The organism is Actinosynnema sp. NPDC049800 (assembly GCF_040656635.1).
GTDB lineage: Bacteria > Actinomycetota > Actinomycetes > Mycobacteriales > Pseudonocardiaceae > Actinosynnema.
This window is the reverse complement of sequence record NZ_JBFAMT010000003.1, coordinates 34,129-60,771: the sequence shown is the minus strand read 5'-3', so window position 1 is coordinate 60,771 and position 26,643 is coordinate 34,129. Positions and strand designations below refer to the sequence as shown.

The window sequence follows — 26,643 nt, the reverse complement described above, 5'->3', positions numbered from 1 at the left end:
CCACCAGGTCGCGATCGACGGTAACGGCGTTCGCGACGCGGGGGTAGGCGAGTTCCCGTGGTCGGCCGGTCACCGTCGGTGGTCATCTACTCCACCAACGGCCGCCGGACGGCGGCGGTTCAGCCCTGGAGGAAGTCCACCAGGAGCCGGTTGACCGCGGCGGGCTGTTCGAGGAACCCGAAGTGGCCCGCGTCGGCCACCTCCTCGTACCGCGCGCCCGGGATGGCCGCCGCCACCTCGCGGGCCAGGTAGGCGGGCAGGACCCGGTCGTCGGCGAAGCCCACCACCAGGCACGGCACGGTGATGGCGCGGTAGGCGTCGAGCCGGTCGTCGAAGTCGTTCATCTCCATCTGCGCGCGCACGCCCTTGCTCACCGCCGACCCGGTGAACTCGAAGACGTCCAGCCAGTCGCGCGCGCCGACCGGGTCGCGCAGCGTCGCGGGCGAGAGGTTCAGCACCGCGTTCACCGCGGCGAAGTACCGTGAGGGCAGCGTGATCCCCTGGTCGTGCAGCGCGCGCTCGCCGTGCGACAACGCCGACTGCACGGGGTCGTTGCGGCCCGCGGTCGCCAGCATCACGGCCTTGCCCACCAGGTCCGGCCGGGCCAGCGCGAGTTCCTGCGTCACCCGCGCGCCCATGGACGTGCCGACCACGTGCGCCCGACCGCCGAGCGTCTCGATCAACGCCGCCACGTCGCCGACGAGGTCGTCGATGACCATCCCGGACGCGCACTCGTCCGTCGGCGGGATGCCCCGGTTGTCGAGGGTCGCCACCCGGAACCCGGCGTTGCGCAGCGCGGGCGCCTGGTGCGCGTGCCACACCCGGCCCGGACTGCCGGTGCCCATCACCATCACGACGAGGTCGCCCTCGCCCTCCACCTGGTAGCTGAGGTTGATCCCGTTGAGCGCGACGACCGGCATGGCCCGCAGGTTACTGACCGGCTCCGCACGGCGGCCATCACGGCGCGGAAACCGCTTCGAGGTCGGTCGGAAACGACATAGGTTGATCCCATGAGGCGAGCGATCCTGTCCGGTTCCACGTTCGAAGAGCAGATCGGCTACGCGCGCGCGGTGGTCGACGGCGACTGGGTGCACGTCTCCGGCACCACCGGCTTCGACTACACCACCATGACCATCTCCGACGACGTGGTGGCGCAGGCGGAGCAGTGCCTGGTCAACATCGCCTCGGCGCTGGCCGAGGCGGAGAGCGGCTTCGCCGACGTCGTGCGGGTGACGTACTACCTGCCCGACGCGAAGGACTTCGAGCCGTGCTGGCCGGTGCTGCGCGCGGCGTTCGGCGAGGTGCGCCCGGCCGCGACGATGCTGGAGTGCGGCCTGGCCGACCCGAGGATGCGCATCGAGATCGAGGTCACCGCGCACCGCCGGGCCCGCTAGCGGCGGGGTGTGCGCCGGCTCACGTCGCGGCGGATTGAAAGTGACACCGGTGGCAGGTTCGACCATGCGGGTATGCGATTCACCGCCACCGGAGCCGACACCGCTCACTCCGCCAACCCTGCTCGTGACGACACCGCCCGCGACGACACCGCGCCACCGAACGGGACCGGGAAGCTGCCGCTGCGGCCCCTGCTCGCGCTGGCCACGGCCGCGTTCATCACGGTCCTGACCGAGGCCCTGCCCGCCGGCGTCCTGCGCGGCATGAGCGCCGGCCTCGGCGTGAGCGAGTCCGCGACCGGCCAGCTGGTCACGGTCTACGCGATCGGCACGGTGGCGGCGGCGATCCCGCTGTCCGCCGCCACCTCGACCTGGCCGCGCAAGCGCTTGCTGCTGGCCGGGGTGGCGGGGTTCGGGGTCGGCAACACCGTCACCGCCGTGTCCTCGGCCTTCCCGCTCACGCTGGCCGCCCGGTTCGTCGCGGGTGTGGCCGCGGGCGTGGTGTGGGCGCTGCTGGCCGGGTACGCCCGCCGCGTCGCGCCCGACCACCTGCGCGGCAAGGCCACCGCGCTGGTCATGGCGGGCATCCCGGTCGCGCTGTCGCTCGGCGTCCCCGCGGGCACGTTCCTCGGCGGCGCGCTCGGCTGGCGCGCCGCGTTCTGGGCCATGACGGCGCTGGCCGTGGCGCTGATCGCCTGGGTGGTGGCGGTGGTGCCGGACCGGCCCGGTCAGCCGCGCGGCGGCCGGATCCCGGTCGCGCGGACGCTCGCCCGGCCCGGTGTGGCGCCGGTCCTGGTCGTGACGCTGGTGTTCGTGCTCGCGCACACGATCCTCTACACCTACCTCGCCGCGTACCTGGCGCGGCTCGGCCTGGCCGACCGGATCGACGCGGTGCTGCTGGTGTTCGGCGTCGCGTCGGTGGCGGGCATCTGGGTGGTCGGCGCGCACATCGACCGCCGGCTGCGGGCCCTGATGATCGCCGCCGCCGTGCTGTTCGCCGTCGCGGTCACCGTGCTGGCCGCCGACCTGGCCGCCGACCTGGCCCTCGCGCCCCTCGTCTACGTCGCGGTGGCGTTGTGGGGCCTGGGGTTCGGAGGTGTGCCGACCCTGCTCACGACGGCCGCCGGCGACGCGGGCGGCGAGGCCGCGGACTCCGCGCAGGCCCTGCTGGTCACGTTGTGGAACGCGGCCATGGCGGGCGGCGGCGTCGCGGGCGGCCTGCTGCTCGACCGGTTCGGCGCGGGCTCGTTGCCGTGGAGCGCGCTGGTGCTCCTCGTGCCCGCCCTGGCCGTCATCGTCGCCGCCCGCGCGCACGGGTTCCCGGCGGTCCGGCGGTGATCAGCGCGGCCCGTGCGCGGGCCACTCGATGGCGGGGCAGCGGTCCATGACCACGTCCAGCCCCGCCGCCGTGGCCCGCTCGTAGGCCGCCTCGTCGATCACGTCGAGCTGGAACCACACCGCCTTCGCGCCGATCGCCACCGCCTCGTCGGCGAACGCGCCCGCCGCCTCGGACCGGCGGAACACGTCGACCACGTCGACCGGGAACGGGATGTCGGCCAGCGTCGCGTAGCCCTGCTCGCCGTGCACGGTCGGCGCGTCCGGGTGCACGGGCACGATCCGCTTGCCGCGCTGCTGGAGGAACTTCGCCACGCCGTACGCGGCGCGGTGCGGGTGGTCGGCCAGGCCCACCACGGCCCACGTCTCCCCGCCGTCGAGGACGCGGCGGATCTTGTCGGGGTCACCCCACGGTTCGGTCATGGCACCAGCCTAGGACGGGCTGACGTGAAGAGCTTTCGCGTTTACCCTGTGAGCTGTCCGCCGCCGCCGAGCCTTCGAGAGGACTTCTTGATGCGCGCCACCCGATCAGCCCTGGTCGCCACGCTCGTCGCCGCCCTCGCGACGCCGCTCACCGCCCAGGCCGCACCCGCCGACGGCGTCTACTACGTGCAAAGCGCCACCACCGGTCTGAACGCCGGCGCGTCCGGCACGTCCGTGCTGCAACGGCGGCCGAAGGGCGACGAGGACCACCAGCAGTGGACCCTGGCCGGCCGCACCCTGCGCGAGGGCGCCCTGTGCCTGGGCCGCCAGGGCGACCAGGCCGTGATGTCGTCCTGCGACAGCGCCGACGCGCAGTGGGACGTGCTGCCCGACGGCGACCGCCACCGGCTCAAGGTGCCCGGCGCCGACCGCTACCTGATCGCCGTCGGCACGGACCAGGTGCGGATCGGCGCCGGCGCCGACCTCTGGTACCTCACCCCGGTGTCGCCCCGGCGGGCGCCGGTCCCGCCGGAGGGCGAGCGGCGCTTGGACCAGGTCACCTTCCTCACCGCGCACAACGCCTACGCCAACGGCGTGGACGGCGGTTTCGCCCCGCCGTTCGTCAACCTCGCGCCCAACCAGGCCCGCGGCATCGACCAGCAGCTCAGGGACGGCGTGCGCGGGTTCCAGCTCGACGTGCACCAGACCCCGGACGGCGCGATCCTGTGCCACAACAGCTGCACGTGGGTCAGCCGGCCGGTGGCGCTGTGGGTGGACGTGCGGCGGATCGTGGACTTCCTCGAGCGCAACCCGGACGAGTTCGTCACCATCTTCCTGGAGGACTACGTCTCCGCCGAGGTGCTGCGCGCCGAGCTCGCCCGCGTCGACGGCCTCGCGGACGTCCTGTTCCGCCCGGACCAGGCGGGCGTGCGGGCGAACGGCTGGCCGACCCTGGCCGCGCTGCGCGCCGCCGGCAAGCGGTTGATGATCTTCACCGACCACGGCCGCTCGGGCGACTCGCCGCAGCGCGACACGTTCGGCGTGATGTACCAGTCGGAGTGGACGGTGGAGAACCACTGGTCGATGGGCCCAGGCCTGGGAGCGTCCGACTGGTCCTGCCACAGCCGCTGGAGCACGCCCCTCACCCGCACCGAGCCCGGCTTCCGGCCGCTGTTCGTGATGAACCACTTCCGGGACGTCCCGCTCACCGGCACCGCGACCACCGACAACGGCAAGCTCGCCGACCGGGCCCGCCGGTTCTGCGAGCCGGCCGCCCGCAAGACGCCGACCTACCTGGCCGTGGACCACTACCACCTGGGCAACCCGATGGCCGCGGTCGCGGCCCTGTCCGGGGAGCGGTTCGAGCCCTAGGCCGCCGGTCGCGGCAGCCCGCAGCCGGGGGCGGCCAGATCCACCACGCCGCCCCCGGTCAGGCACGGCACGATCTGGTAGGTCTGCTGCGCGTACCCGATGCCCTGGCGGACGGTCACCTCACCGGCCTGGTCGACCTCGCACGGGTTGTTGTCGGTGCACCGCTCGCCGTCCTCGTTGCCGGTGTTGTTGACCGCCACCACCTTGCCGGTGGCCACCTCGACCACGGGCGAGCCGGACGTGCCACCCCTCGTGCGGCACTCCTCGGTGTAGCGCATCGAGTCCAGCCAGGTCCACCGGCCCTCGCGCAGCTGGTGCACGTAACCGTCCGCCCGGCACGAGTAGACCTGCCGCCAGTAGCCCGACACCACACCGATGTCGATGCCCGCGCCGGGGTGCTCCGCCGACAGCTCCAGCGCCCGGCCGCCCATCGCCTCGACCTCGCCGTAGGTGGACGTGAGCCGGTACAGCGCGACGTCGGTGCGGTGCATGGTGGCGTAGACCAGCGTGGACGCGCGCAGCGTGGCGAGCGAGCCCTCGCCGGAGCGGTCGAGCAGCGTGAACTTCCGGTCCGCCGGCACGTCGACCACGACCTCCTCGGGCTCCAGGAACCTCACGCAGTGCCCGTTCGTCATCACCAGCGCCGGGTCCGACGGCCGGTGGTCGGGCGGCCGGACCACCGCGCCCGAGCAGCCGTTCAACGACACCGCGCCGGTGAAGTCGAGCTCGGCGCGCGCCGGGGCCGGTGGCGCGGCGGGCGCGGCGAGGGCCGATGAGGCGGACACGGACAGCACGAGCGCGGCGAGCACCGCTACCAGGTGGCGCATGGGCGCTGATCCAATCAGCCGCCGCCGCACGGCGCACGCCCGTTCACCCGCTCGCGTCATCGCCGAGCCCCGGCGGCGGCAGCCGGTAGGTCGGCGGGGTCGCGGACATCCGGATCGGGTTCGACACCAGCTCCAGCCCGTCGACGTCGGTGATGGGCCGCAAGCCGAGCGACTCGGCCAGCTCGAACGCGCCGGCCAGGTCGTTCACCGGCCCGCACGGCACGCCGAGCGGCGTCAGCACCGCGAACCAGTGCGCCGCCGGCCGCGTCCGCAACCGACCGGCCAGCAGCTCGGCCAGCGCGTCCACGTGCGCGACCCGCAGCTCGTTCGTGGCGAACCGCGCGTCCGCCGGCAACCCCAGCGCCTCGCACAGCCGGGTGAACTGCCGGTCGTTGCCCACGGCCAGCGCCACCGGCCGGTCGGCCGTCGGGAACACCTCGTAGGGCGCGATCGACGGGTGCCGGTTGCCCAGCAGCCCGGGCACGACGCCCGCCAGCGCGTAACCCGCGCTCTGGTTGACCATGCTCGACAGCAGCACGGACAGCAGGTCGACCTCCACCAACTGGCCCTCGCCGGTGGCGTCGCGGTGCCGCAGCGCGGCGAGGATCCCGACCGCCGCGTGCACCCCGGTCAGCACGTCCACCAGCGCGACGCCGACCTTGGTCGGCTCGTCCGCGCCGGTCACGCTCATCAGCCCGCCGACCGCCTGCACCAGCAGGTCGTACCCCGGCAGGTCCGCGCCGCGGCCCGCGCCGAACCCCGTCACCGAGCAGTAGACGAGGCGGGGGTGCTCGCGCGAGAGCGCCTCGTGGTCGAGGCCGAACTTCCGCATCGTGCCCGGCCGGAAGTTCTCCACCAGCACGTCCGCGCCCAGCGCCAGCTCCCGTGCCGCGGCCCGGCCCTCCGCGGTGGCCAGGTCGAGCACCCGTGACCGCTTGTTCCGGTTCACCGAGAGGAAGTACGTGGCCTCGCCGCGGGCGTGCGGCGGGCCCCACGCCCGCGTCTCGTCACCACGCGGGTGCTCCACCTTGACCACCTCGGCGCCCAGGTCGCCCAGCACCATCGTCGCGTACGGCGCGGCCAGCACCCGCCCGAAGTCCGCGATGACCACTCCGTCCAACGCGCCCACGTCACCCTCACACGATGTTCAGCTCGGGCCGGAGCCCCGCGGCGAACCGCGTGACGTCCAGCGCGGACACGTCCACCACCGGCGCGCGACCCAGCACCAGGTCGCGCAGCACCTCGCCGACCGCGGGCCCTTGCAGGAACCCGTGCCCGGAGAAGCCCGTGGCGTAGAGGAAGCGGCTCACCTCGCGCGACTCGCCGATCAGCGCGTTGTGGTCCGGCGTCACCTCGTACAGCCCGGCCCACCCGCCGGTCACGCCCACGTCCAGCAACGAGGGCGCGCGCCTGCCGATCGCCTCCGCGAGCCGGGGCAGCCACTCGTCGGACCGGTCGAGGTGGAAACCGGGCTCCTGCGCGGGATCCGACATGCCCATCAGCAGTCCGCGGCCCTCTCGGTGGAAGTAGAACGTGCTGGCGAAGTCGATCGTGAACGGCACCACGGCGGGCAGGCCGGGCACCGGCCCGGTGATCACGAGCTGCCGGCGCAGCGGCGTCACCGGCAGGTCGACCCCCGCGAACCCGCCGACCCGCGCCGACCACGCGCCCGCCGCGCAGATCACCGTGCCGGTCGCGATCACGCCCCGATCGGTCGCCACGGCGCGGATCTCGCCGCCGGACGTCGCGATCCCCGTCACGGTCGTGCCCGTCAGCAGTCGCGCGCCCAGCCGCCGGGCGGCCGTCGCGTAACCCAGGACCACCGACTCGGGCGTGCAGTGGCCGTCGTCGGGGGAGTAGGCGGCGGCGAGCAGCCCGTCGGTCGAGATCAACGGCGACAACCGCCGCGCCTCCGCGACGTCCAGCACCCGGCTCGGCACGCCCAGCGCGTTCTGCGCCACCACGTTCCGCTCGAAGGCCGCGACGTGCGCCGGCTCGGAGAGCAGGAACAGGTAGCCGACGCGGCGCAGGTCGATCTCCTGGCCCGGCCTGGTCGGGAACCGCGCGAACGCCTCCAGGCTCCGCGCGCCCAACCGGATGTTCACCTCGTCGGAGAACTGGGCCCGCACCCCGCCCGCCGCCTTGGCCGTCGAACCGGAGCCGAGCGCGTCCCGCTCCACCAGCACCACGTCCCGCACACCGGCCTCGGCCAGGTGGAACGCCGCGCTCACGCCCATCACGCCGCCGCCGACGATGACGACGGACGCCCGGTCAGGCCAGCCGGAAGTCAAGGTCCGCCTCGACCCGCCGCGTGTCCAGCTGCGCCTTCTGCAACGACCCCGAGCGGTCCCAGTTCATCGACTGCCACCGGGTGAACTGGTCGAGCACCCACCCGCCGGACTGCCGGGAACCGTTGCCCGACTTGCCGTTCCCGCCGAACGGCAGGTGCGCCTCCGCGCCGGAGGTCGAGTTGTTCACGCTCACCATGCCCGCGCCGATGCCCTCGCGGAACGCGAACGCCTTCGCCGGGTCCGTGGTGTAGATCGCGGACGACAGGCCGTAGCCGGGCAGGTTGCCGAGCTCGATCGCCTCCTCCAGCGCGCGGTAGGCGGTGACGCCGACGACCGGCCCGAACGTCTCGTGCCGGAACAGGTCGTCGTCCGGCCGCACGCCGTCCACGACGACCGGGTGGTAGAACAGGCCGCGCTCCGGGTCGCCGCGGAAACCGTTGCGGGGGTTGGCGTCCGTGATCCGGCCCAACGCCGTCGAGCCGTGCGTGACGTGGTGGTCGCCGATCCAGCCGAGGTACTCCTCGAACCGCGCCGCGAACTTCCCGTCCAGCATCGGCCCGTACAGCACGTCCTCGTCGAACGGGTCGCCGACCACCGCCGTCCCGACCGCCTCCGCGAACCGCCGCACGAACTCGCCGTGCACGTCCTCGTGCACGATCACCGTGCCCAACGACGTGCACCGCTGCCCGCCGGTGCCGAAGCCGGAGAACAGCGCGCCGCGCACCGCCAGGTCCAGGTCGGCGTCCTCGGTGACCACCATCGGGTTCTTGCCGCCCAGCTCCAGGCACGGCGACTGGAGGTGCCGCCCGCACAGCTCGCCGAGCCGCGAGCCCACCGCCGACGACCCGGTGAACGCGACCTTGTCCACCAGCCCCTGCCCGAGCCCCTGCCCGAGCCCGCGGAAGGTCTCCTCGCCGTCGGCGAAGACGATCTCGAACACGCCTTCCGGCACGCCGGCGCGCATCACGACGTCGTAGAACGCCCGAGCGGACGCGGCCGAGTACTCGGCGGGCTTCCACACCACCGAGTTGCCGCACAGCAGCGACGGCACGATGCTCCACGAGGGCACCGCCACCGGGAAGTTGCCCGCCGTGACGACTACCGTGCCGCCGACCGGCTCGCGGAACGTGAACAGCTGCTTGTCCGGCATCTCCGAGGGCACGGTCTGCCCGTAGAGCCGGCGTCCTTCACCCGAGAAGAACGTGCACGTGTCCACGACCTCCCGCACCTCGCCGCGGGCTTCGGGCAGCGGCTTGCCGATCTCCCGGGTGACGATCCGGGCGAGCGCCTCGGCGTTGGCCTCGACCAACCGCCCGATGTTCGCCACCACCTGCCCCCGCACCGGCGCGGGCACCCTGGCCCACTCCCGCTGCGCCGACCGGGCCCGGCGCGCGGCGGCCGCGAACTCCTCCGCCCCGACCAGGTCGACGCGCGTGACGACGTCGGACAGGTCGGCGGGATTGGTGGACACGTAGGTCGTCATGGGCCCAGCGTCGTCCGGACCGCGCCACGTGCCAAGGGTCGATCGGCCGGAACACCCCGGAGGGCTACTCGCCCTTCTGCCCGTCCGCCAGCTCGCGCAGGAAGTCCAGGTGGCCGACGTGCCGGCCGGTCTCCTGCACCAGGTGGGCGAGGACCCAGCGCACGGTGCGGCCGTTGCCGTCGTGGTCGCCCTTGGTGCGGTCGTCCGGGCCGAGGCCCGTCAGCGCGGCGGCCGACCGCTCCCACTCGGCGCGGTACTCGGCGATCACCGACTCCACCGTGTCGCCCTCGTGCAGGAGCCACGACGCGTCCGCGTCCTCGCCCCACAACGACGGCAGCTCGACCCCGCCGGTCTCGATCGACAGCCACCACCGCTCCACCGCGGTCAAGTGCCGCAGCACGCCGAGCGCGCTCACCACCGGTGACGTCGGGATCGGCGTCGCCGCGGCGTCCTCCCAGCTCAGGCCCTCCACCTTCGACACGGCGGTCAGTCGCAGGAAGGTCAGGAACTCGGTCAGCAGCCGCAGCTCGTCGTGCGCGTCCGCCGCGGGCCACACGCGTTCGTTCGAACTCATGTTCGACACCTTAACTCCTGCGGTACCAGCGCGGCGACGTGGTGACCGGTGGCTTCAACGCCGCGGCGCGCACCACCAGCACGTTGGGCCCCGACCGCGCCGCGTAGTCGTCCAGGCGCGACCGGAACTCCTCGCCGAAACCGTCCACAGCGGACGCCTCCACGCCGAAGCTCTCGGCCAGCGCCACGAAGTCCGGCGACCGCAGGTCGACCCCGAACGGCTCGTGCCCGGCCTGCACCTGGTCGTGCCGCAGCATCCCGTACCCGCCGTCGTCCACCAGCACCACGGTCACCGGCAGCTGCTCCTGCGCGGCGGTGGCCAGGTCGCCGACCGCGAACAGGAACCCGCCGTCACCGCACACCGCCACCACCCGCCCGGTCATCGCGGCGCCCAGCGCGGCGGGGAAGCCGAAGCCGAGCGTGCCCCACCCCACCGGGTACGCCAGGCCGCGCGGCCGGGTGAACCGGCCGAACCCGCCGACCCAGTACCCGGCCACGCACATGTCGGCCACCACCCGGCGCCCCTCCAGCGCCTCCAGCAGCGGCACCGCGCGCGGCTCGTCCGCCTCGACCGCCTTGCGCACCAGGTCGTTCAGCTCGGCCACCCGGGAGGCGACCCCGGTGTCCGGGCGCGCGGGCACGGCGGCGGCCAGCGCCGACACCACCATCCGCGCGTCGCCGCGCAACGTCACGTCCGGCGAGTAGTTGCGGACCGGCTCCACGTTCACGTTCAGCAGCCGGGGCGGCGCGGGCTGCAGCCAGTTCTGCGTCATCATCCCGTCGAAGTCGCTGCCCACCCCGATGACCAGGTCGGCCTCGTCCCACAGCGCGCCGACCTCCGGCAGGTGGACCGGCCCCTGCACCACGTGGGGGTGGTCGACCAGCCCGCGCGCGCCGTACGTGGTGACGATCGGCGCGCCGATGCGCGAGGCCAGCGCGCCCACCGCCGCGCCGGCGCCCGACCGCGCGGCGCCGCCGCCGGCCCAGATCAGCGGGCGTTCGGCGGCCGTCACCAGCTCCACCCCCGGCGCGAGGTCCGGCACGGACGGCGCGCGGGTCGGGATGCGGTTCCACACGCCGGCGTCCGCGGTGAGGAAGTCGGTCGGCACGCCCAGGTACACCGGGCCCTGCGGCGCGGTGGTGGCCAGCAGCGCCGCGCTGTCGGCGTAGATGCCGATCGACTCGGCGGCGCGCAGCGTCCACCCGCCCTTGACCACCGGTAGGAACATCGCCCGCTGGTCGCGCGTCTCGTGCAGGGTGCCCCGGTACTCGCCGGGACGGCGCAGCGTCGACGGGATGTCGGTGGCGATCACCAGCACCGGCGACCCGGACGCGTACGCCTCGCCGGTCGCGCCCAGGCAGTTCGCCGCGCCCGGCCCCGTGGTCACCAGCGCGACGCCGAGCCGGCCGGTGGCGCGGGCGTAGCCGTCGGCCGCGTACACCGCCGTCTGCTCGTGCCGGACGCCGACCAGCCGGATGCCGGAGGTCCGCAGCGCCTCCCACACGGGCAGGTTGTGCACACCGGGCAACCCGAACACGACCTCGACGCCGTGCGCGGCCAGCACACCCAGCAACCGCTCCGCCCCGCTCACCATGCGCCAGACGCTAGGGACGCGACGCCTCGCGGGCAACGTTGCGCTATCGTCGGCAGCGGCGTGCGTGAGCAGACGTGAGGCTGGAGCCACTCCCCGGCAACGGGTGGCAGATCCGCCGCGGGGTGAGGGCACCCCTGCTCATGGAGTACCACCGAAGACCGTCGACCGACGCTTGACGCGTCCTTGTCACGCCGAGCCGGGCGGCGGGAGCGAGGACTGCCATGGCGCGATCGTCGTTGACCGAACAGCTGGTCGACCTCCGCCGGAGCTACACCGGCGAGAACCTCACCCAGGCCGTGCCCGCGGTGAAGGCGGTGCTGCACGACCTGCCCGACGACCGGCGCGAACGCGTGGTCGACGCGCTGCGCGGCCAGGCCGACGTGCGCGGCCTGTTCCTGCCCGACACCGAAGAAGACGACCAGCGCGCACTGGAGTGCGTGCTGCTGCGGGCCGGGCTGGACGCGGGCGGCCACCTGCAACTGCGCCCGCCGGCGAGCATGCTGCGCCCGGCGCACGCGTTCCGCACCGTCGAGCCGGGCAGGCGCCCGCGGGTGCACCTCACCGAGCACGCCCTCGGACCGCTGCTGTACGAGCTGCTGCCGCGCCACGACGAGTCGTGGGTGGCGGGCGTGCCGGGGTTGCGCGTCATCCACCACCCGCGGTCGGTCGAGCTGCGGCTGGTCGGGCTCGACGCGGCGGTGCACCTCGCGGGCGTCGACGAGCGGGCCTGGGCGGACGGCCTGAAGTACGTGCGCACCCTGCTCAAGGGTCGCAACCTGGGCGGCACGTTCATCGACGGCCCGCTGACCGCGGTCGAGCGGGACCACCTGGCCGAGACGCCGTACCCCACGGGCGTGGGCAGCGCCGTGCTGCGCCGGTACCACCTGTTCAGCGCGGCGCCGTGGGTGCGCGCGCTGGCGCAGGGCGACCGGTGGTGGGTCGAGTGGCCGGCGAGCCTCGGCGTGCCGAAGATCGCCGACCGGCTGCTGCACCCGGTGTTCGGCCTGCCCGACGCGGTGGAGGTGCCCAGCGCCGGCGGCGGCCTGGGCGTGTCCACCGGCTGGTACGACCTGTTCCTGCGGGAGGTCGACGGCCCGGACCCCGACCACGAGGAAGCGCTGGCCGCGATGCAGTGGCCGGAGGGCGTGACGGGGTGGTGGGAGCCGCCGCAGGCCGTCAAGTGAGCCGACCTCCCCGGGCGGGTGACACCTGCCCGGGGAGGTGTTCACCCACGGCGTTCGGCCGAGCGGAGGCCGCCGAACCGACGAAGTCGTCACCGGTGGCCGTGATCACGGCCCAACCGCGCGGACCGGGCGGTGCACGCCGGTAGACTGCGGTTTCGTCCGGCGCGACCGCGTCGAGCCGCCGTCAGAGTGTCAGGAGGACCCCGGTGACCCATCAGGCTGCCGAGGCCCAGCCCGAGGTCGCGCCCCGGCGCGTGCTCGTGGCCGAGGACGAGGCCCTCATCCGCCTCGACCTGGTCGAGATGTTGCGCGAAGAGGGGTACGAGGTGGCCGGGCAGGCCGCCGACGGTGACGAGGCGGTCACGCTGGCCACCGAGCTGCGGCCCGACCTGGTGATCATGGACGTGAAGATGCCCAAGGTCGACGGCATCGAGGCCGCGTCGGTGATCGCCGGCAAGCGCATCGCGCCGGTCGTGATCCTCACCGCGTTCAGCCAGCGGGACCTGGTGGAGCGGGCGCGGGACGCGGGCGCGATGGCCTACCTGGTCAAGCCGTTCGCCAAGCGCGACCTGGTGCCCGCGATCGAGTTGGCGATGAGCCGGTTCGCGGAGCTGCAGGCGCTGGAGAACGAGGTCGCGGGCCTGACCGAGCGCCTGGAGACGCGCAAGGTCGTCGAACGCGCCAAGGGATTGCTGATGACCAAGCAGGGTCTGTCGGAGCCCGAGGCATTCCGCTGGGTGCAGCGCACCGCGATGGACCGGCGTACCACGATGAAGGCCGTGGCCGAAGCCGTCATCGAAAACTTCGGGTGACTATCCCCGCGAGTGATACACGTTCGAGTATCGGACGGCCCGCCAGGTCATTCTTGGTTACTGCGCGCATTGACCTTGTGACCTGCGGCGATTTGAGCTGGATTTAAGGTGCTTATCGCCGGAGCATTTTCCGGTGACTACCGTCACGATGTGGACACAGAGCAGTAAGACCACCTGTTCAGCGAACTCAACTGAAGCTACGTTCCCTCCCTAACCCACGCCCTCGTGTGAGGGCTCCGCCTACCGGCGGGATGGTTGGTGTCATGGGAGGTATTCCGGTGTCAGGAGCACGACTCGGCCGAGTTCTGGCGCTGGCGGCGGCTTCGTCGCTGGTGCTCGCGGCTTGTGCCGGAGGCGGCGGCGGTGGCGAAGCTGGTGGCGACGTCACCTCGGTCAAGATCGGGTTCATGGGTGACCTCACCGGTGAGAACGCGGCGATCGTGATCCCGCCCCGGAACGGTGCGGTGATGGCGGTCGAGGAGTACAACGCCAAGAACCCCAAGGTCAAGATCGAGCTGGTGCAGTACGACAGCCAGGGCAAGGCGGACCAGGCCACCTCGCTGATCACGAAGGCCATCACGCAGGACAAGATCGTGGCCCTCATCGGCCCGGCCTTCTCCGGTGAGTCCAAGGCCATCGGCGGCCAGCTCGAAGAGGGCAAGATCCCCAGCGTCTCGCCGTCGGCCACGAACCCCGGTCTGGCGCAGAACGGCTGGACCTACTGGCACCGCGTCGTGGCCAACGACGCCGACCAGGGCCCCGGCATCGCGGACTTCCTGGTGAAGGCCAAGAGCCCGAAGAAGGCGTTCGTCCTGTCCGACGACCAGGAGTACAGCGTCGGCCTGGCCGACGCCGTCGCCCAGTCGTTCGAGAAGGCGAACGTGACGGTCGAGCGCGACAAGTTCTCCAAGGACGCGTCCGACTACTCGTCCACCGTCACGAAGGTCGCCGCGGCGAACCCCGACGTGATCGTCTTCGGCGGGTACTACGCGCAGGCCGGCCGGCTGCTCAAGCAGCTGCGCGACGGCAACGTCACGGCCACGTTCGCCTCCGGTGACGGCTCGCTCGACCAGCAGCTCGTGACCGGCGCGGGCACCGCGGCCGCCGAGGGCGCCGTCCTCGCCTGCCCGTGCAACATCCCGACGCCCGACGTGACCGGCGCGCTGAAGACGTTCTTCGACAACTACAAGAAGAGCGCCAACGTCGACCCCGCGATCTACGCGACCGAGGGCTACGACGCCGCGACGTCGTTCATCAAGGCCGTCGAGGCGGGCAACACCACCGGCGAGAAGATCAACGAGTTCCTGAAGACCGTCAGCTTCGAGGGCGTCTCCAAGCCGATCAAGTTCAAGGCGAACGGCGAGCCGGAGAACAACGCGATCTTCATCTACCAGGTCGTCGACGGCAAGGTGAAGCTGTTGGGTCCGGCGGAGGAAGCGAAGCTGGAAGGCTGATCCCGAGACGGATCAGGCAAGCAAGCTAGCGCGCTGGGGAGCGGGAGTGTCGTGGGTACGACAGCTCCCGCTCCCCACCACTTTGGCGAAGTTTCTCCCCCCGCCCGTCTCGTGAGGCAAACCTGTCATGCTTGATGATTTCCTCAACCAGTTCCTGCCCAGCACGGTGGGTGGACTGGTGTTCGGCTCCATCTACGCGCTCATCGCCCTCGGCTACACGATGGTCTACGGCGTGCTGCGTCTGATCAACTTCGCGCACTCCGAGATCTTCATGATCGGCACGTTCACGTCGCTCGTGGTGATCACGGCGATCGCGCCCGCGTCGCCGCTGACCGGGATCGCCCTGTTCGGCGTGATGCTGTTGATCATCGTGGCGTCCGCGGCGATCTCCGGTGGCGCCGCGATGCTGCTGGAGGTGGTGGCCTACCGGCCGCTGCGGCGCAAGGGCGCGACCAGGCTCACCGCGCTGATCTCCGCGATCGGCGCCTCGCTGTTCCTCCAGGAACTGTTCGCGCTGGTCATCATCCCCTGGCTGACCGGCAACGCGGGGCGCAACCAGCAGTCCGCGCCGCGCATCGTCGACCGCGACACGGTGTTCACCATCGGCAACGCGGCGGTGCGCACCGACCACATCATCGTCGTGGTCGCCGCGGTCATCATGATGATCGCGCTGGACCGCCTGGTGAACAAGACCAAGATCGGTCGCGGCATCCGCGCCACCGCCCAGGACCCCGAAGCCGCGGTGCTCATGGGCGTCAGCATCGACAACATCGTGCGGGTCACGTTCCTGCTCGGCGGCGCGATGGCGGGCGTCGCGGGCGCGCTGTATTTGATGGAGTTCGAGAACACCGTCTTCAACGTCGGTTTCGTGCTCGGCATCAAGGCGTTCACGGCGGCGGTGCTCGGCGGTATCGGCAACCTGCGCGGCGCGCTGCTCGGCGGTATCGTGCTCGGCCTCATCGAGAACTGGGGCGCGATCTTCCTGGGTTCGGAGTGGAAGGACGTGATCGCGTTCACCGTGCTGGTGATCGTGTTGATGTTCCGCCCGACCGGCATCCTCGGCGAATCCCTGCAGAAGGCCCGCGCATGAAAGGCAACGGAGTGACTGGCAACGCGAATCCGTTGAGGCGCGTCGGCGCCCTGTTCGACGGCGCACGCGACTGGTGGGAACGCGCCAAGACCTGGCAGCGGTTCGTCGTCTACATCGGCGCGCTCGTGTTCGCGCTGATCCTGCCCGCGCCGTGGATCGGCTCGTTCATGTCGCCCGGCGCGGACTGGACGACGGTGCTGATCTACCCGATCGGCACCTACATGCTGCTGGCGATCGGCCTGAACGTGGTCGTCGGCCAAGCGGGCCTGCTCGACCTCGGTTTCGTCGCGTTCTTCGCCATCGGCGGCTACACGCTGGCCTACTTCGCCACCGAGCACGGCTGGTCGTACTGGCCGACGGTGGTGTTCGGCATCTTCCTGGCGGCGGTCTCGGGCGTCATCCTCGGCGCGCCGACGCTGCGGCTGCGCGGCGACTACCTGGCGATCGTGACGCTCGGCTTCGGTGAGATCATCCGCATCACCGCGAACAACACCGACGAGATCGGCGGCGCGCGCGGCATCCCCAACATCCCGCACCCGACGGACATGCCGGCCATCGGCCTGGACTTCGGCGTGCTGCCCGCGCCGTACTACTACCTGATGGTCGCCGCGATCGTGGTGGTGATCGTCTTCTCGGTGCGGCTGCAGAAGAGCCGCGTCGGGCGCGCGTGGGCGGCGATCCGGGAGGACGAGGACGCGGCCGAGCTGATGGGCGTGCCGACGTTCAAGTTCAAGCTGCTCGCGTTCGCGATCGGCGCCATGATCGGCGGTCTGGCCGGCGGCATCTACGCGGGCAAGGCCGTGTTCATCGAGCCGGGCACGTTCCCGTTCATCCTGTCCGCGACCATCCTCGCCGCGGTCGTGCTCGGCGGCGCGGGCAACCTGCCCGGCGTCATGCTCGGCGCGTTCGTCATCGCCTGGCTGCCCGAGCGGTTCCGCGAGGTCGAATGGCTCAAGGACGCGCTGGGCAAGGACCCGGCCGAGTACCGCATCCTGCTGTTCGGCGGTGTGCTGGTGCTGATGATGGCCCTGCGGCCGGAGGGCCTGCTGCCCTCCCGCAGGCGCAAGGCCGAACTGCACGAGGGCACCGGCGGCATGGGCACCATGGGTGCCGAGGTCGCGGGTCCGGACACCGATGTCTCGACGACGGAGGCGGCCAAGTGAGCACTCCGAGCACTCCCGTCCTCCAGCTGGACAACGTGACCATGCGCTTCGGCGGCGTGGTCGCGCTCCGCGAGGCGAAGATCAGCGTCGGCCAGGGCGAGATCTTCGCCCTGATCGGGCCCAACGGCGCGGGCAAGACCACGGTGTTCAACGTGGTCACCGGCGTCTACCAGCCCACCGAGGGCCAGGTGCTGTTCAACGGCGCCCGGCTCGACGGCACCAAGCGGTTCAAGATCACCAAGCAGGGCATCGCCCGCACGTTCCAGAACATCCGGCTGTTCCACAACATGTCGGCGCTGGAGAACGTGATGGTCGGCGCGGACGCGCACCACAAGACCGGTGCGATCGGCGCCACGCTCGGCCTGCCGTGGCACCGCAAGGAGGAGAGGCGCGGCCGCGAGCTGGCCCGGGAGCTGCTCGACTTCGTCGGCATCCCCGGCCGGATGACCGAGACCGCGAAGAACCTGCCCTACGGCGACCAGCGGCGGCTCGAGATCGCCCGCGCGCTGGCCACGGACCCGAAGCTGCTGCTGCTGGACGAGCCGGCGGCCGGCATGAACCCGGCCGAGAAGGAATCGCTGCAGGCGCTGATCCGCAAGATCCGCGACAGCGGCCGGACCGTCCTGCTGATCGAGCACGACATGAGCCTGGTCATGGGCGTCAGCGACCGCGTGGCGGTGCTGGACTTCGGCCAGCTGATCGCAGAAGGGCTCCCGCAAGAGGTGCAGAACAACCCGAAGGTCATCGAGGCGTACCTGGGGGTGTCCGAAGATGCTTCTTGAGCTCAAGGACATCCACGTCCACTACGGCAAGATCGCCGCGATCAAGGGCATCAGCCTCCAGGTCGAGGACGGTGAGATCGTCTCGCTCATCGGCGCCAACGGCGCGGGCAAGACGACCACGCTGAAGACCATCTCCGGGTTGCGCCCCCTGACCAGCGGCCAGGTGGTGTTCAACGGCGAGGACATCTCCAAGATGCCCGGCCACAAGCGGGTCATCGCGGGCATCGGCCAGTCACCGGAGGGCCGCGGCGTGTTCCCCGGCATGACGGTGCAGGAGAACCTGCTGATGGGCGCCTTCACCCGCAAGGACGCGCTCGACGCCGACCTGGCCGAGGTCTACGAGCTGTTCCCGCGGCTGGCGGAGCGCAAGAGCCAGTTCGGCGGCACCATGTCCGGCGGCGAGCAGCAGATGATCGCCATCGGCCGGGCGCTGATGACCAAGCCGAAGGTGCTCCTGCTCGACGAGCCGTCGATGGGCCTCGCGCCCATGCTCATCGCGCAGATCTTCGAGATCATCAAGGAGATCAACAAGCGCGGCACGACCGTGCTGCTGGTCGAGCAGAACGCGCAGCAGGCGCTGAAGCTCTCCGACCGCGCGTACGTGCTGGAGACCGGCCGGGTCGTGAAGAGCGCGCCCGGTCCGGAGCTGCTGGACGACCCGCAGGTGCGCGCGGCGTACCTCGGCGGGCACTGAGCCCGGGTCCCGCCGGCCCGGCCCTCAGGGCTGGGCCAGCGGGATCTCGGTGCTCGACTCGTCCTTCAGGTCGGTCAGCGTCGGCCCGCCGTACACGCGCAGGGCCAGCGGTTTCGCGTCCTTGGGCAGGTCGTAGTAGACGTCGTACTCCAGGCGGACGTTCGCGCCGAGGTCGATCGTCTCCGGCTGCCGCTTGATGGCCATGGCCTGGGTGTCGACCGGGTGCTCGGCCTCGCGGTCGTCGATCAGCACGTGCCGGCGCGCGTCGAAGGACACGCTGCTGCGGCCGTTGTTGATCACGCTCATCCGGATCCGCACGAACTGGCCCTTGGCGTGGAACTCGGCGTGGCTGCCGATCAGCGTCGGCATCTCGGTGGTCAGCCCGACCAGCGTGAACGCCGTGTCGCCGTCCGCGGTGGTGGGAATCTTGAGCGGCTTCTCGTCCGGGCGCACCGTCTGCACGGGCACCGGGTACGTCGCCGCCGACGTCGCCGTCGTCTCCGGCCCGGCCACGACCGGGGTGTCACCGCACCCGGCCGCCGCCAGCACCACGGCCATCACCAACACCACGCGCCGCACGCCCACCTCCGACTCACCGGGTCACCTTGAATTGCACACCTCGGGTGACCGAACCGCACCTTCACACCTTCGGGGCATCCTTGAGGAAGCACGTCAGCCGGGCCGTGCAGGCGCGCCGGTCCTGCTCGTCGGTGATCACGATCTCGTAGGTGGCGGTGCTGCGGCCGCGGTGGATCGGCGTGCACACCCCCGTGACGAAGCCCTCGGCCACGGCCCGGTGGTGCGTGCACGACAGCTCCAGGCCCACGGCCAGCCGCTCCGGCGCCGCGTGCATGGCCGCCGCGATCGACCCGAGCGTCTCCGCCAGCACCGCGTTCGCGCCGCCGTGCAGCAGCCCGTACGGCTGGCGGTTGCCCTTCACCGGCATCGTCCCGACCAGCCGATCGGCATCCCATCGGGTGATCTCGATGCCCAGCTTCGCCGTGAGCTGCTCGTGGGCGGCGGCCTGGTCGGCGCCGGGGATGTCCTCGGGTGCTGGCGTCACGTGTGCTCCAGTCGGTGCTGCCCAGTCGGTGCGATGATGTCGGACCCTCACCCTAGACTCGGGCCGTGAGCACTTCTGAAGCCTCCCGCCTGCTGCTGGTCGACGGTCACTCCATGGCCTACCGCGCCTTCTTCGCGCTGCCCAAGGAGAACTTCCAGACCGGGACGGGCCAGACCACCAACGCGGTCTACGGCTTCACCTCGATGCTCATCAACCTGCTGCGCGACGAGAAGCCGACGCACATCGCGGTGGCGTTCGACGTCTCGCGCAAGACCTTCCGCACCGAGGCCTACGCGGAGTACAAGGCCGGTCGCAGCGAGACACCGGACGAGTTCCGCGGCCAGGTCAGCCTCATCGAGGACGTCCTGGGCACGCTGAACGTGCCGGTGCTGTCGAAGGCGAACTTCGAGGCCGACGACCTGATCGCCACGCTCACCACGCAGGCCACGGCGCTGGGCTTCGAGGTGCTGATCTGCACCGGCGACCGCGACGCGTTGCAGCTGGTCACGGACAAGGTGACGGTGCTGTACCCGGTCAAGGGCGTCTCCGAGATGGCCCGGTACACCCCCGAGCTGGTGCTGGAGAAGCAGGGCGTGCCGCCCGAGCTGTACGCCGACTACGCGGCGGTGCGCGGCGACTCGTCGGACAACCTGCCGAACACGCCCGGCGTCGGCCCCAAGACCATCGTGAAGCTGCTCACCCAGTTCGGGTCGCTGAACGGGCTGATCGACCACATCGACGAGGTGCCGGGCAAGGTCGGCGACGCGCTGCGGGCGAACCTGGCCAACATCATGCTGAACCGGCAGCTCACCGAGCTGGTGCGCGACGTCGAGCTGCCCCTGGGCCCGGCGGAGCTGGCGGCCAGGCCGTGGGACCGCGACGCCGTGCACCGGCTGTTCGACGAGCTGGAGTTCCGGGTGCTGCGGGACCGGCTGTTCTCGACCCTGTCGACCGCCGAGCCGGAGGCCGAGGAGGGCTTCACGGTCAGCGGCGGCCCGGTGGAGGCGGGCGCGGTGGCCGCGTGGCTGGACGCGCACGCGCGCTCGGGCCGGGTCGGCATCGCGTTCCGCTCCTCGGGCGGCGACCTGGAGGGCCTGGCGCTGGCCGCGGTCGGCGGCGAGGGCGGGTACGTCGAGGTCGCGTCGCTGACCGAGGCCGACGAGAACGCGCTGGCCGCGTGGCTGGCCGACGAGTCGGTGGTCAAGGCGGCGCACGACCTGAAGCTGCCGCTGCGGGCGCTGCGGGCGCGCGGCTGGAAGCTGCGCGGGGTCGCCAGCGACACGGCGCTGGCCGCCTACCTGGTGCGACCCGGCCAGCGGTCGTTCGCGCTGGACGACCTGGCGCTGCGCTACCTCAAGCGCGAGCTGCGGGCCGAGGAGCCCGACGACGGGCAGCTGTCGCTGCTGGCCGACGAGGCGGAGGAGCGGCAGAAGACCGCGCAGGCGGCGATCGTGCGGGCGTTCGCGGTGGCGGAGCTGGCCGACGCGCTGGACGCGGAGCTGGTCGCCACCGGCCAGGAGTCGCTGCTGGCGAACCTGGAGCTGCCGCTGATGATGGTGCTCGACGACGTCGAGGCCGTCGGCATCGCGATCGACACCGAGCACCTGGCGGCGCTGGAGGCGCACTTCGCGGCGGGCGTGAAGCAGGCCGCGCAGGACGCGTACTCGGTGATCGGCAAGGAGATCAACCTCGGCTCGCCCAAGCAGCTGCAGACGGTGCTGTTCGACGAGCTGAACATGCCGAAGACGAAGAAGACCAAGACCGGCTACACCACCGACGCGGACGCGCTGCAGAACCTGTTCGAGTCCACCCAGCACCCGTTCCTGCAGCACCTGCTCGCGCACCGGGACGTGACCAGGCTGAAGTCGACCGTGGACGGGCTGCTCAAGTCGGTGGCCGACGACGGTCGCATCCACACCACGTTCCACCAGACGATCGCGGCGACCGGGCGGCTGTCGTCCACCGACCCGAACCTGCAGAACATCCCGATCCGCACCGACGAGGGCCGGCGCATCCGCGAGGCGTTCGTGGTCGGGCCGGGCTACGCGGAGCTGATGACCGCGGACTACAGCCAGATCGAGATGCGGATCATGGCCCACCTGTCCGAGGACGCGGGCCTGATCGAGGCGTTCCGCAGCGGCGAGGACCTGCACACGTTCGTCGCGTCGCGCGCGTTCTCCGTGCCGACCTCGGAGGTCACCGCCGAGCAGCGCCGCCGGGTGAAGGCCATGTCGTACGGGTTGGCCTACGGGCTCTCGGAGTACGGGCTGGCGCAGCAGCTGCGGATCTCGGCGGCCGAGGCGCGGGAGCAGAAGGAGGCGTACTTCGCCCGGTTCGGCGGGGTGCGCGACTACCTGCACGCGGTGGTCGAGGACGCGCGGAAGAAGGGCTACACCGAGACGATCCTCGGCCGCCGGCGCTACCTGCCCGACCTGACCAGCGACAACCGGCAGCGCCGCGAGATGGCCGAGCGGATGGCGTTGAACGCGCCGATCCAGGGCAGCGCGGCGGACATCATCAAGGTCGCGATGCTCGGCGTGTTCCGCGCGCTGGAGGAGTCGGGCCTGCGGTCGCGGATGCTGCTGCAGGTGCACGACGAACTGGTGCTGGAGATCGCCGAGGGCGAGCGCGAGCAGGTGGAGGCGCTGGTCCGCGCGGAGATGGGCGGGGCGTACCGGCTGTCGGTGGCGATGGAGGTCTCGGTGGGAGTCGGCCGTTCCTGGGACGCCGCCGCGCACTGAGCCGGTCCGGCTTCGGGGTACGGACAGCCGTACTTCGCTCGCCTCCTCCAGCGGTCATCATTCCGGTGGCGGAGGGGGTGGGGCGATGTCCGGCGGTCCGGTGTGGGGTGGCGGTGCCCGGTGGTCGAGGCTGTTCCTCCCGATCGGCGTGTTCCTCGCGCTCTTCGGCCTGCTGAACGCCGCCGAGCTGCCGCTGGGCTGGAAGGACCGGCAGCAGCAGTTCGGCCGGTACCTGGACGCCACCCTCGGCCTGGGCGCCGACTGGGTGCTGCCGTTGATCTGGCTCGTGAAGCTCGTCGAGCTGGCGCTGGGGCTGGTCGCGGTGGCCGCCGTGCTCCGGCGCAGCACCCGGTGGCTCGCCGCGGCCGTGATCGGCTGGCTGGGGGTGTTCACCGCGTTCACCGCCATGGACGTGTGGGCGGCCGACCGCGTCGAGCTGCAGGAGCACACGGTCTACTTCGTCATGTTCGCCGTGCTGCTCGGGCTGATCTTCGTCGTCTCCGCGGTCGAGCAGGTGCTCGCCTCACGCACGTGAGTCGCGCAGCGGCGTGACGCGGACGTCGCGGGCGGTCAGCTCGGCGCCGCACCCCTCGCACGACACGTGCACGTCGACGTCGCCGCCGCACGTGCGGTGGTGCAGGTCGAACGACGGGCCCTCGGGCGAGGCCATCCAGCGGTCGCCCCACTTCCGCAGCGCCATCAGCACCGGGTAGAGCTCGTGGCCCTTCTCGGTCAGCCGGTACTCGTACCGCGTCCGCACGTCCTTGTACGCCTCACGGCGCAGGATGCCCTCCTCGACCAGCGTGCCGAGGCGCTCGGTCAGCACGCTGCGCGAGATGTCCATCTCGGTCTGGAAGTCCTCGAACCGCCGCGTGCCCAGGAACGCCTGCCGCAGCAGCAGCAACGTCCAGCGCTCGCCCAGCAGGGCGGCCGGCAGCGACACGGTGCACAACTCGTCGGCGACCTTCACGGGGGCCATGCCCACTGACGATACCCCTTGCGTTCGGAAAACGAATCCAGCTAGGGTTCGGAATCCGAACCCAAGGGGCGCTCGTCATGAAGGTCCGCGAACTGCACGCCGCCGAGGCGGGCCACGCCGTCGACACGGTCTTCGACGGCCTGTCCCCGCGGAGCCGCTACCTGCGCTTCCACGCGCCGGTGCCCCGGCTCACCGCGTCCATGCGACGCCGGCTGACGGACCTCGACGGCCTCCGCAAGGTCGCCGTCGTCGCGGAGTGCCACCGCACGCCCGTCGGCATCGCCCGCCTGATCGCCACCGGCGAGGACACCGCCGAGATCGCGCTCGCCGTGGTCGACCCGTGGCAGCGCAAGGGCGTCGGCACCGAGCTCATGGCCGCGCTCGGCCGGCTGGCCCTCGACCTGCGCTACGCCGAGCTGCACGGCGACGTGCTGGGGGAGAACGAGCCGATGCTGCGCCTGGTCGCGCGCGTGTTCCCCGGCGCCCGGCTGACCCGCGACGAGGACGACGTCATCCGGGTCTCCTATCCGTTGGACCACCGGTTGACCCACGAAGACCTGGTGGCCGACCTGCGGTGGTGAGCAGAATGGGGCCCATGCGACGGATCTTCGGGTTGGCGCTCGTCCTGGTCCTGCTGGCGCCGCCGGCCGCGGCGTCGACGCCGCCCGGCGACCGGCCACTGCCCGGCTACACCATCGACAACCCGCCGTTGCCCCCCGCGCAGGTCGGCGGCGAGCCGTCGCGCGTGCTGCAAGGCGTGCACGAGCACGCGGCCTACGCGATCGAGGTGCCGCCGCGCTGGAACGGCCGCCTGGTCATGTGGGCGCACGGCTTCCGCGGCGCGAGCACCGTGCTCACCGTCGACCCGCCCGCGTACGGCCTGCGCCAGAAGCTGCTCGACCAGGGCTTCGCCTGGGCCGCGTCCAGCTACTACGCCAACAACTACGACGTGAAGGCCGGCGTGCTGAGCACGCACGACCTGGCCAAGCACTTCGGGAAGCTGGTCGGCAAGCCCCGCGACACGTTCATCGTCGGCGTCTCCATGGGCGGCCACGTCATCGGCCGCTCCCTGGAGCAGTTCCCCGGCTTCTACGAGGCCGCGCTGCCGATGTGCGGCGTGCTCGGCGACCAGGAGCTGTTCGACTTCTTCCTGGACTTCAACCTCACCGCGCAGGCCATCAGCGGGATCCGCGCGTGGCCCGCGCCGGCCGACTACCTGACCGCGGTCGTGCCGCGCATCCAGGCCGAACTGGGGCTGACCGGCACTCCGAACGAGCGCGGCGCGCAGTTCGCCTCGGTCGTCGCCAACCGCAGCGGCGGCCCGCGTCCCGGCGCGGCGCCCGCGTTCGCGTACTGGAAGGACTTCCTGTTCGGCCTCGCGGTCACGTCGTCCGGCGAGGGCCTGGCGAGGAACCCCGGTCAGGTCGCCACCAACGCGCTCACCCGGTACGAGCCGAACGCGCCGGTCGACGTCGACCGCGAGGTGCAGCGGGTGCTGCCGGCGAACGTGAAGGCCCGCGTCACGCCGAAGCTGACCGAGGTGCCGCGCGTCGCCGGCCGCCCGACCGCGCCGGTGCTGTCGCTGCACGGCCTGGGCGACCTGTTCGTGCCGTTCTCGATGGAGCAGCTCTACGAGCGGGACGTCGAGCGCAACGGCCGCGGCCACCTGCTCGCGCAGCGGGCGATCCGCGCGGTCGGCCACTGCGAGTTCAGCCCGAACGAGGTCGGCACGGCTTGGGACGACCTGGTGACCTGGGTCGACACCGGCCGCCGCCCCGCCGGCGACGTGGTGGACGACCCGGCCGCCGTCGCCGCGCCGGACTACGGCTGCCGCTTCAGCGACCCCGCCGCCTACACCGCGCCCAACACCACCCGCCGCCTCTTCCCGGCCTGCTAGGCGGCCTCCGGTCGGCCGCGCGCCGATGGGGATCGGGCCGATCCCCATCGGCAACGGGGCGACCGGCCCGCCGGTCCGTGCCGGCGTCGTCCGCCGGCGGTGCTCGGAGCCGGCGTTGCCGCCCAACCGGTGGGACCAGGCCTTGACGGTGTGCCGTCCGGCCGGGTTAGCGTGGTGGAAAGCGCTTACCAGGAGGCACGCATGGCACGCAGGCGGTACGCGGTCGTCGGCACCGGAGCACGCGCCGAACTGCACGTCGACGCGATCGTCCGGCACGCGGAGCAGGGGGAGCTGGTCGCGTTCTGCGACGTCAACCCCAGCCGCATGGCCGCGCACAACGAACGCCTCGACCGGCCCGTCCCGACCTACGCCGCCGCGGACTTCCTGCGGATGATCGAGGCCGAGCGGGTCGACGTCGTCGTGGTCTGCACGGTCGACCGGCACCACGACACCTACATCGTGGAGGCGCTGGACGCGGGCTGCGACGTCGTCACCGAGAAGCCGATGACGGTCGACCCGGCGGGCGTCGGCAAGGTCTTCGACGCGGTCGAGCGGACCGACGGCCGGGTCACCGTCACGTTCAACTACCGGTACAACCCGGTGCACGAGAAGGTCCGCGAGCTGCTGACCCGCGGCGCGGTCGGCGAGATCGGTTCAGTGCACTTCGAGTGGCTGCTCGACGTCCGCCACGGCGCCGACTACTTCCGCCGCTGGCACCGCGACAAGGCCAACTCCGGCGGTCTGATGGTGCACAAGGCCACCCACCACTTCGACCTGCTCAACTGGTGGGTCGACGCCGTGCCGGAGGTCGTGTACGCGCACGGGCGGCTGTTCTTCTACGGCGACGAGAACGGCAGGCGCCACGGCCACCACCGGCCCTACGACCGGGTGCACGGCTCGCCGGAGGCCCAGGACGACCCGTTCGCCCTGCACGTCGAGCGCGACAAGTGGCTGCGCCGGCTCTACCTCGACGCCGAGCACGAGGACGGCTACCACCGCGACCGGAACCCGTTCGCGCCCGGGGTGTCCATTGAGGACGACATGTCGGTGCTGGTGCGCTACTCCAACGGCGCGAACCTGACCTACCACCTCACGGCCTACTCGCCGTGGGAGGGCTACCGGCTGATGGTCAACGGCAGCCGCGGCCGGCTGGAGCTGGAGGTCGTGGAGAACAGCTGGGTCAGCGGGCAGCAGCCGGCGGTGCACGGCAAGGAGGCCAACCCCGAGGAGGGCCACGTGCGGCTGACCGTGCAGCCGCTGTTCGGGCGGGCCGAGGAGATCCCGCTGGAGGCAGGCGGCGCGGGGCACGGCGGCGCGGACGCGCGGATGACCGGGGTGCTGTACGGGCCGCCCGGCCAATCGGACCCGCTGGGCCGCCGGGCCACGCACCGAGACGGCGCGTTGTCCCTGGCCACGGGGTTCGCCGCGAACCGGAGCTTCGAGACCGGGGTACCCGTGCGCGTGGCGGAGTTGCTCGACGTCGGTTGGCGGTAGC

The 26,643-nt window shown here is 71.9% G+C and carries 26 protein-coding genes; 15 read left to right on the top strand and 11 right to left on the bottom strand.

All coding sequences use genetic code 11. The features are described 5' to 3' along the window. Positions 1 to 119: 119 nt before the first annotated feature. Positions 120 to 920, bottom strand: coding sequence for an alpha/beta fold hydrolase (locus tag AB0I91_RS05545; RefSeq protein ID WP_498783030.1), 801 nt, complete (start codon positions 918 to 920; stop codon positions 120 to 122). A 90-nt stretch (positions 921 to 1,010) separates the two neighbouring features. Here AB0I91_RS05545 and AB0I91_RS05540 point away from each other — a divergent pair, with 90 nt between their 5' ends. Both AB0I91_RS05540 and AB0I91_RS05535 read left to right on the top strand, forming a co-directional pair. Beyond that, positions 1,011 to 1,394, top strand: a complete 384-nt coding sequence (locus AB0I91_RS05540; protein ID WP_499607588.1) for a RidA family protein — start codon at positions 1,011 to 1,013, stop codon at positions 1,392 to 1,394. Between the two features lie 72 nt (positions 1,395 to 1,466). Then, positions 1,467 to 2,729, top strand: coding sequence for an MFS transporter (locus AB0I91_RS05535; RefSeq protein ID WP_499635410.1), 1,263 nt, complete (start codon positions 1,467 to 1,469; stop codon positions 2,727 to 2,729). On the opposite strand, the gene AB0I91_RS05530 is transcribed toward AB0I91_RS05535, so the two are convergent. Next, positions 2,730 to 3,149: a CoA-binding protein gene (locus AB0I91_RS05530; protein ID WP_499635407.1), complete on the bottom strand. Its 420-nt coding sequence runs from the start codon at positions 3,147 to 3,149 to the stop codon at positions 2,730 to 2,732. It abuts the gene before it with no gap. Positions 3,150 to 3,239: 90 nt separating this feature from the next. Between AB0I91_RS05530 and AB0I91_RS05525 the strand changes: the two genes are divergently transcribed. Next, entirely contained in the window at positions 3,240 to 4,520 is a 1,281-nt protein-coding gene (locus AB0I91_RS05525; RefSeq protein ID WP_499635404.1) for a phosphoinositide-specific phospholipase C-related protein, read from the top strand. Here the strand turns inward: AB0I91_RS05525 and AB0I91_RS05520 are convergent. The 6 genes from AB0I91_RS05520 to AB0I91_RS05495 form a co-directional block, all read right to left on the bottom strand. Then, positions 4,517 to 5,347, bottom strand: a complete 831-nt coding sequence (locus AB0I91_RS05520) for a S1 family peptidase (protein ID WP_498783039.1) — start codon at positions 5,345 to 5,347, stop codon at positions 4,517 to 4,519. The genes AB0I91_RS05525 and AB0I91_RS05520 overlap by 4 nt on opposite strands. A gap of 43 nt (positions 5,348 to 5,390) precedes the next feature. Further along, positions 5,391 to 6,476, bottom strand: coding sequence for a CaiB/BaiF CoA transferase family protein (locus AB0I91_RS05515; RefSeq protein WP_499635400.1), 1,086 nt, complete (start codon positions 6,474 to 6,476; stop codon positions 5,391 to 5,393). A gap of 7 nt (positions 6,477 to 6,483) precedes the next feature. After that, positions 6,484 to 7,638: an NAD(P)/FAD-dependent oxidoreductase gene (locus AB0I91_RS05510; protein WP_498783042.1), complete on the bottom strand. Its 1,155-nt coding sequence runs from the start codon at positions 7,636 to 7,638 to the stop codon at positions 6,484 to 6,486. Further along, positions 7,619 to 9,121 carry an aldehyde dehydrogenase family protein gene (locus AB0I91_RS05505; protein WP_498783044.1) on the bottom strand — a complete coding sequence of 501 codons (1,503 nt, stop codon included), beginning with the start codon at positions 9,119 to 9,121 and terminating at the stop codon, positions 7,619 to 7,621. The genes AB0I91_RS05510 and AB0I91_RS05505 overlap by 20 nt, the downstream gene beginning before the upstream one ends. 64 nt (positions 9,122 to 9,185) lie before the next feature. After that, complete coding sequence (locus tag AB0I91_RS05500; protein WP_498783046.1) at positions 9,186 to 9,695, bottom strand: DinB family protein; 510 nt, start codon at positions 9,693 to 9,695, stop codon at positions 9,186 to 9,188. 10 nt (positions 9,696 to 9,705) lie between these two features. Further along, entirely contained in the window at positions 9,706 to 11,289 is a 1,584-nt protein-coding gene (locus tag AB0I91_RS05495) for a thiamine pyrophosphate-binding protein (protein WP_499635397.1), read from the bottom strand. Between the two features lie 221 nt (positions 11,290 to 11,510). Between AB0I91_RS05495 and AB0I91_RS05490 the strand changes: the two genes are divergently transcribed. From AB0I91_RS05490 to AB0I91_RS05460, 7 genes are all read left to right on the top strand, one after another. After that, on the top strand, positions 11,511 to 12,473 hold the full coding sequence (locus tag AB0I91_RS05490; protein WP_498783050.1) for a hypothetical protein: 963 nt from the start codon (positions 11,511 to 11,513) through the stop codon (positions 12,471 to 12,473). 206 nt (positions 12,474 to 12,679) lie between these two features. After that, positions 12,680 to 13,285, top strand: coding sequence for an ANTAR domain-containing response regulator (locus AB0I91_RS05485; RefSeq protein ID WP_053718528.1), 606 nt, complete (start codon positions 12,680 to 12,682; stop codon positions 13,283 to 13,285). Positions 13,286 to 13,563: 278 nt separating this feature from the next. Continuing rightward, positions 13,564 to 14,739 (top strand): branched-chain amino acid ABC transporter substrate-binding protein, encoded by a 1,176-nt coding sequence (locus tag AB0I91_RS05480; RefSeq protein ID WP_498783052.1) that lies wholly within the window; start codon positions 13,564 to 13,566, stop codon positions 14,737 to 14,739. Positions 14,740 to 14,866: 127 nt separating this feature from the next. Continuing rightward, positions 14,867 to 15,829, top strand: a complete 963-nt coding sequence (locus AB0I91_RS05475; protein WP_498780825.1) for a branched-chain amino acid ABC transporter permease — start codon at positions 14,867 to 14,869, stop codon at positions 15,827 to 15,829. Further along, positions 15,826 to 16,992, top strand: a complete 1,167-nt coding sequence (locus AB0I91_RS05470) for a branched-chain amino acid ABC transporter permease (RefSeq protein ID WP_498780824.1) — start codon at positions 15,826 to 15,828, stop codon at positions 16,990 to 16,992. Before AB0I91_RS05475 ends, AB0I91_RS05470 begins: the two co-directional genes overlap by 4 nt. A gap of 41 nt (positions 16,993 to 17,033) precedes the next feature. Beyond that, a complete protein-coding gene (locus AB0I91_RS05465; RefSeq protein WP_498780912.1) occupies positions 17,034 to 17,774 on the top strand; it encodes an ABC transporter ATP-binding protein in 741 nt (246 codons plus the stop codon). After that, a complete protein-coding gene (locus AB0I91_RS05460; protein WP_498780822.1) occupies positions 17,764 to 18,468 on the top strand; it encodes an ABC transporter ATP-binding protein in 705 nt (234 codons plus the stop codon). Before AB0I91_RS05465 ends, AB0I91_RS05460 begins: the two co-directional genes overlap by 11 nt. A 24-nt stretch (positions 18,469 to 18,492) precedes the next feature. On the opposite strand, the gene AB0I91_RS05455 is transcribed toward AB0I91_RS05460, so the two are convergent. Together AB0I91_RS05455 and AB0I91_RS05450 are read right to left on the bottom strand one after the other, a co-directional pair. Continuing rightward, the gene (locus tag AB0I91_RS05455) at positions 18,493 to 19,047 is read right to left on the bottom strand and encodes a DUF4352 domain-containing protein (protein ID WP_498780821.1); all 555 of its coding nucleotides are present in this window, start codon (positions 19,045 to 19,047) and stop codon (positions 18,493 to 18,495) included. A 61-nt stretch (positions 19,048 to 19,108) separates the two neighbouring features. After that, positions 19,109 to 19,531: a hotdog fold thioesterase gene (locus AB0I91_RS05450; RefSeq protein ID WP_498780820.1), complete on the bottom strand. Its 423-nt coding sequence runs from the start codon at positions 19,529 to 19,531 to the stop codon at positions 19,109 to 19,111. Positions 19,532 to 19,596: 65 nt separating this feature from the next. Between AB0I91_RS05450 and polA the strand changes: the two genes are divergently transcribed. Together polA and AB0I91_RS05440 are read left to right on the top strand one after the other, a co-directional pair. Next, on the top strand, positions 19,597 to 22,272 hold the full coding sequence (gene polA, locus AB0I91_RS05445; RefSeq protein ID WP_498780819.1) for a DNA polymerase I: 2,676 nt from the start codon (positions 19,597 to 19,599) through the stop codon (positions 22,270 to 22,272). Between the two features lie 85 nt (positions 22,273 to 22,357). After that, positions 22,358 to 22,807 (top strand): hypothetical protein, encoded by a 450-nt coding sequence (locus AB0I91_RS05440; protein WP_498780818.1) that lies wholly within the window; start codon positions 22,358 to 22,360, stop codon positions 22,805 to 22,807. On the opposite strand, the gene AB0I91_RS05435 is transcribed toward AB0I91_RS05440, so the two are convergent. Further along, positions 22,796 to 23,251, bottom strand: a complete 456-nt coding sequence (locus AB0I91_RS05435) for a winged helix-turn-helix transcriptional regulator (protein ID WP_498780817.1) — start codon at positions 23,249 to 23,251, stop codon at positions 22,796 to 22,798. The two genes, AB0I91_RS05440 and AB0I91_RS05435, sit on opposite strands and share 12 nt — an antisense overlap. Positions 23,252 to 23,328: 77 nt before the next feature. Here AB0I91_RS05435 and AB0I91_RS05430 point away from each other — a divergent pair, with 77 nt between their 5' ends. From AB0I91_RS05430 to AB0I91_RS05420, 3 genes are all read left to right on the top strand, one after another. Continuing rightward, positions 23,329 to 23,832 (top strand): GNAT family N-acetyltransferase, encoded by a 504-nt coding sequence (locus AB0I91_RS05430; RefSeq protein ID WP_499607614.1) that lies wholly within the window; start codon positions 23,329 to 23,331, stop codon positions 23,830 to 23,832. A gap of 14 nt (positions 23,833 to 23,846) precedes the next feature. Then, positions 23,847 to 25,148, top strand: a complete 1,302-nt coding sequence (locus tag AB0I91_RS05425) for a hypothetical protein (protein ID WP_499607617.1) — start codon at positions 23,847 to 23,849, stop codon at positions 25,146 to 25,148. A 201-nt stretch (positions 25,149 to 25,349) separates the two neighbouring features. Then, positions 25,350 to 26,642 carry a Gfo/Idh/MocA family protein gene (locus AB0I91_RS05420; protein ID WP_499635394.1) on the top strand — a complete coding sequence of 431 codons (1,293 nt, stop codon included), beginning with the start codon at positions 25,350 to 25,352 and terminating at the stop codon, positions 26,640 to 26,642. The last annotated feature ends 1 nt before the right edge of the window (position 26,643 follow it).

Bases quoted from the DNA above. Each gene is read 5' to 3' on its own strand.
- AB0I91_RS05545 (WP_498783030.1), bottom strand. From the start codon at position 920: ATGCCGGTCGTCGCGCTCAACGGGATCAACCTCAGCTACCAGGTGGAG.
- AB0I91_RS05540 (WP_499607588.1), top strand. From the start codon at position 1,011: ATGAGGCGAGCGATCCTGTCCGGTTCCACGTTCGAAGAGCAGATCGGC.
- AB0I91_RS05535 (WP_499635410.1), top strand. From the start codon at position 1,467: ATGCGATTCACCGCCACCGGAGCCGACACCGCTCACTCCGCCAACCCT.
- AB0I91_RS05530 (WP_499635407.1), bottom strand. From the start codon at position 3,149: ATGACCGAACCGTGGGGTGACCCCGACAAGATCCGCCGCGTCCTCGAC.
- AB0I91_RS05525 (WP_499635404.1), top strand. From the start codon at position 3,240: ATGCGCGCCACCCGATCAGCCCTGGTCGCCACGCTCGTCGCCGCCCTC.
- AB0I91_RS05520 (WP_498783039.1), bottom strand. From the start codon at position 5,347: ATGCGCCACCTGGTAGCGGTGCTCGCCGCGCTCGTGCTGTCCGTGTCC.
- AB0I91_RS05505 (WP_498783044.1), bottom strand. From the start codon at position 9,121: ATGACGACCTACGTGTCCACCAATCCCGCCGACCTGTCCGACGTCGTC.
- AB0I91_RS05500 (WP_498783046.1), bottom strand. From the start codon at position 9,695: ATGAGTTCGAACGAACGCGTGTGGCCCGCGGCGGACGCGCACGACGAG.
- AB0I91_RS05495 (WP_499635397.1), bottom strand. From the start codon at position 11,289: ATGGTGAGCGGGGCGGAGCGGTTGCTGGGTGTGCTGGCCGCGCACGGC.
- AB0I91_RS05490 (WP_498783050.1), top strand. From the start codon at position 11,511: ATGGCGCGATCGTCGTTGACCGAACAGCTGGTCGACCTCCGCCGGAGC.
- AB0I91_RS05475 (WP_498780825.1), top strand. From the start codon at position 14,867: ATGCTTGATGATTTCCTCAACCAGTTCCTGCCCAGCACGGTGGGTGGA.
- AB0I91_RS05470 (WP_498780824.1), top strand. From the start codon at position 15,826: ATGAAAGGCAACGGAGTGACTGGCAACGCGAATCCGTTGAGGCGCGTC.
- AB0I91_RS05465 (WP_498780912.1), top strand. From the start codon at position 17,034: ATGCGCTTCGGCGGCGTGGTCGCGCTCCGCGAGGCGAAGATCAGCGTC.
- AB0I91_RS05460 (WP_498780822.1), top strand. From the start codon at position 17,764: ATGCTTCTTGAGCTCAAGGACATCCACGTCCACTACGGCAAGATCGCC.
- AB0I91_RS05440 (WP_498780818.1), top strand. From the start codon at position 22,358: ATGTCCGGCGGTCCGGTGTGGGGTGGCGGTGCCCGGTGGTCGAGGCTG.
- AB0I91_RS05435 (WP_498780817.1), bottom strand. From the start codon at position 23,251: ATGGCCCCCGTGAAGGTCGCCGACGAGTTGTGCACCGTGTCGCTGCCG.
- AB0I91_RS05430 (WP_499607614.1), top strand. From the start codon at position 23,329: ATGAAGGTCCGCGAACTGCACGCCGCCGAGGCGGGCCACGCCGTCGAC.
- AB0I91_RS05425 (WP_499607617.1), top strand. From the start codon at position 23,847: ATGCGACGGATCTTCGGGTTGGCGCTCGTCCTGGTCCTGCTGGCGCCG.
- AB0I91_RS05420 (WP_499635394.1), top strand. From the start codon at position 25,350: ATGGCACGCAGGCGGTACGCGGTCGTCGGCACCGGAGCACGCGCCGAA.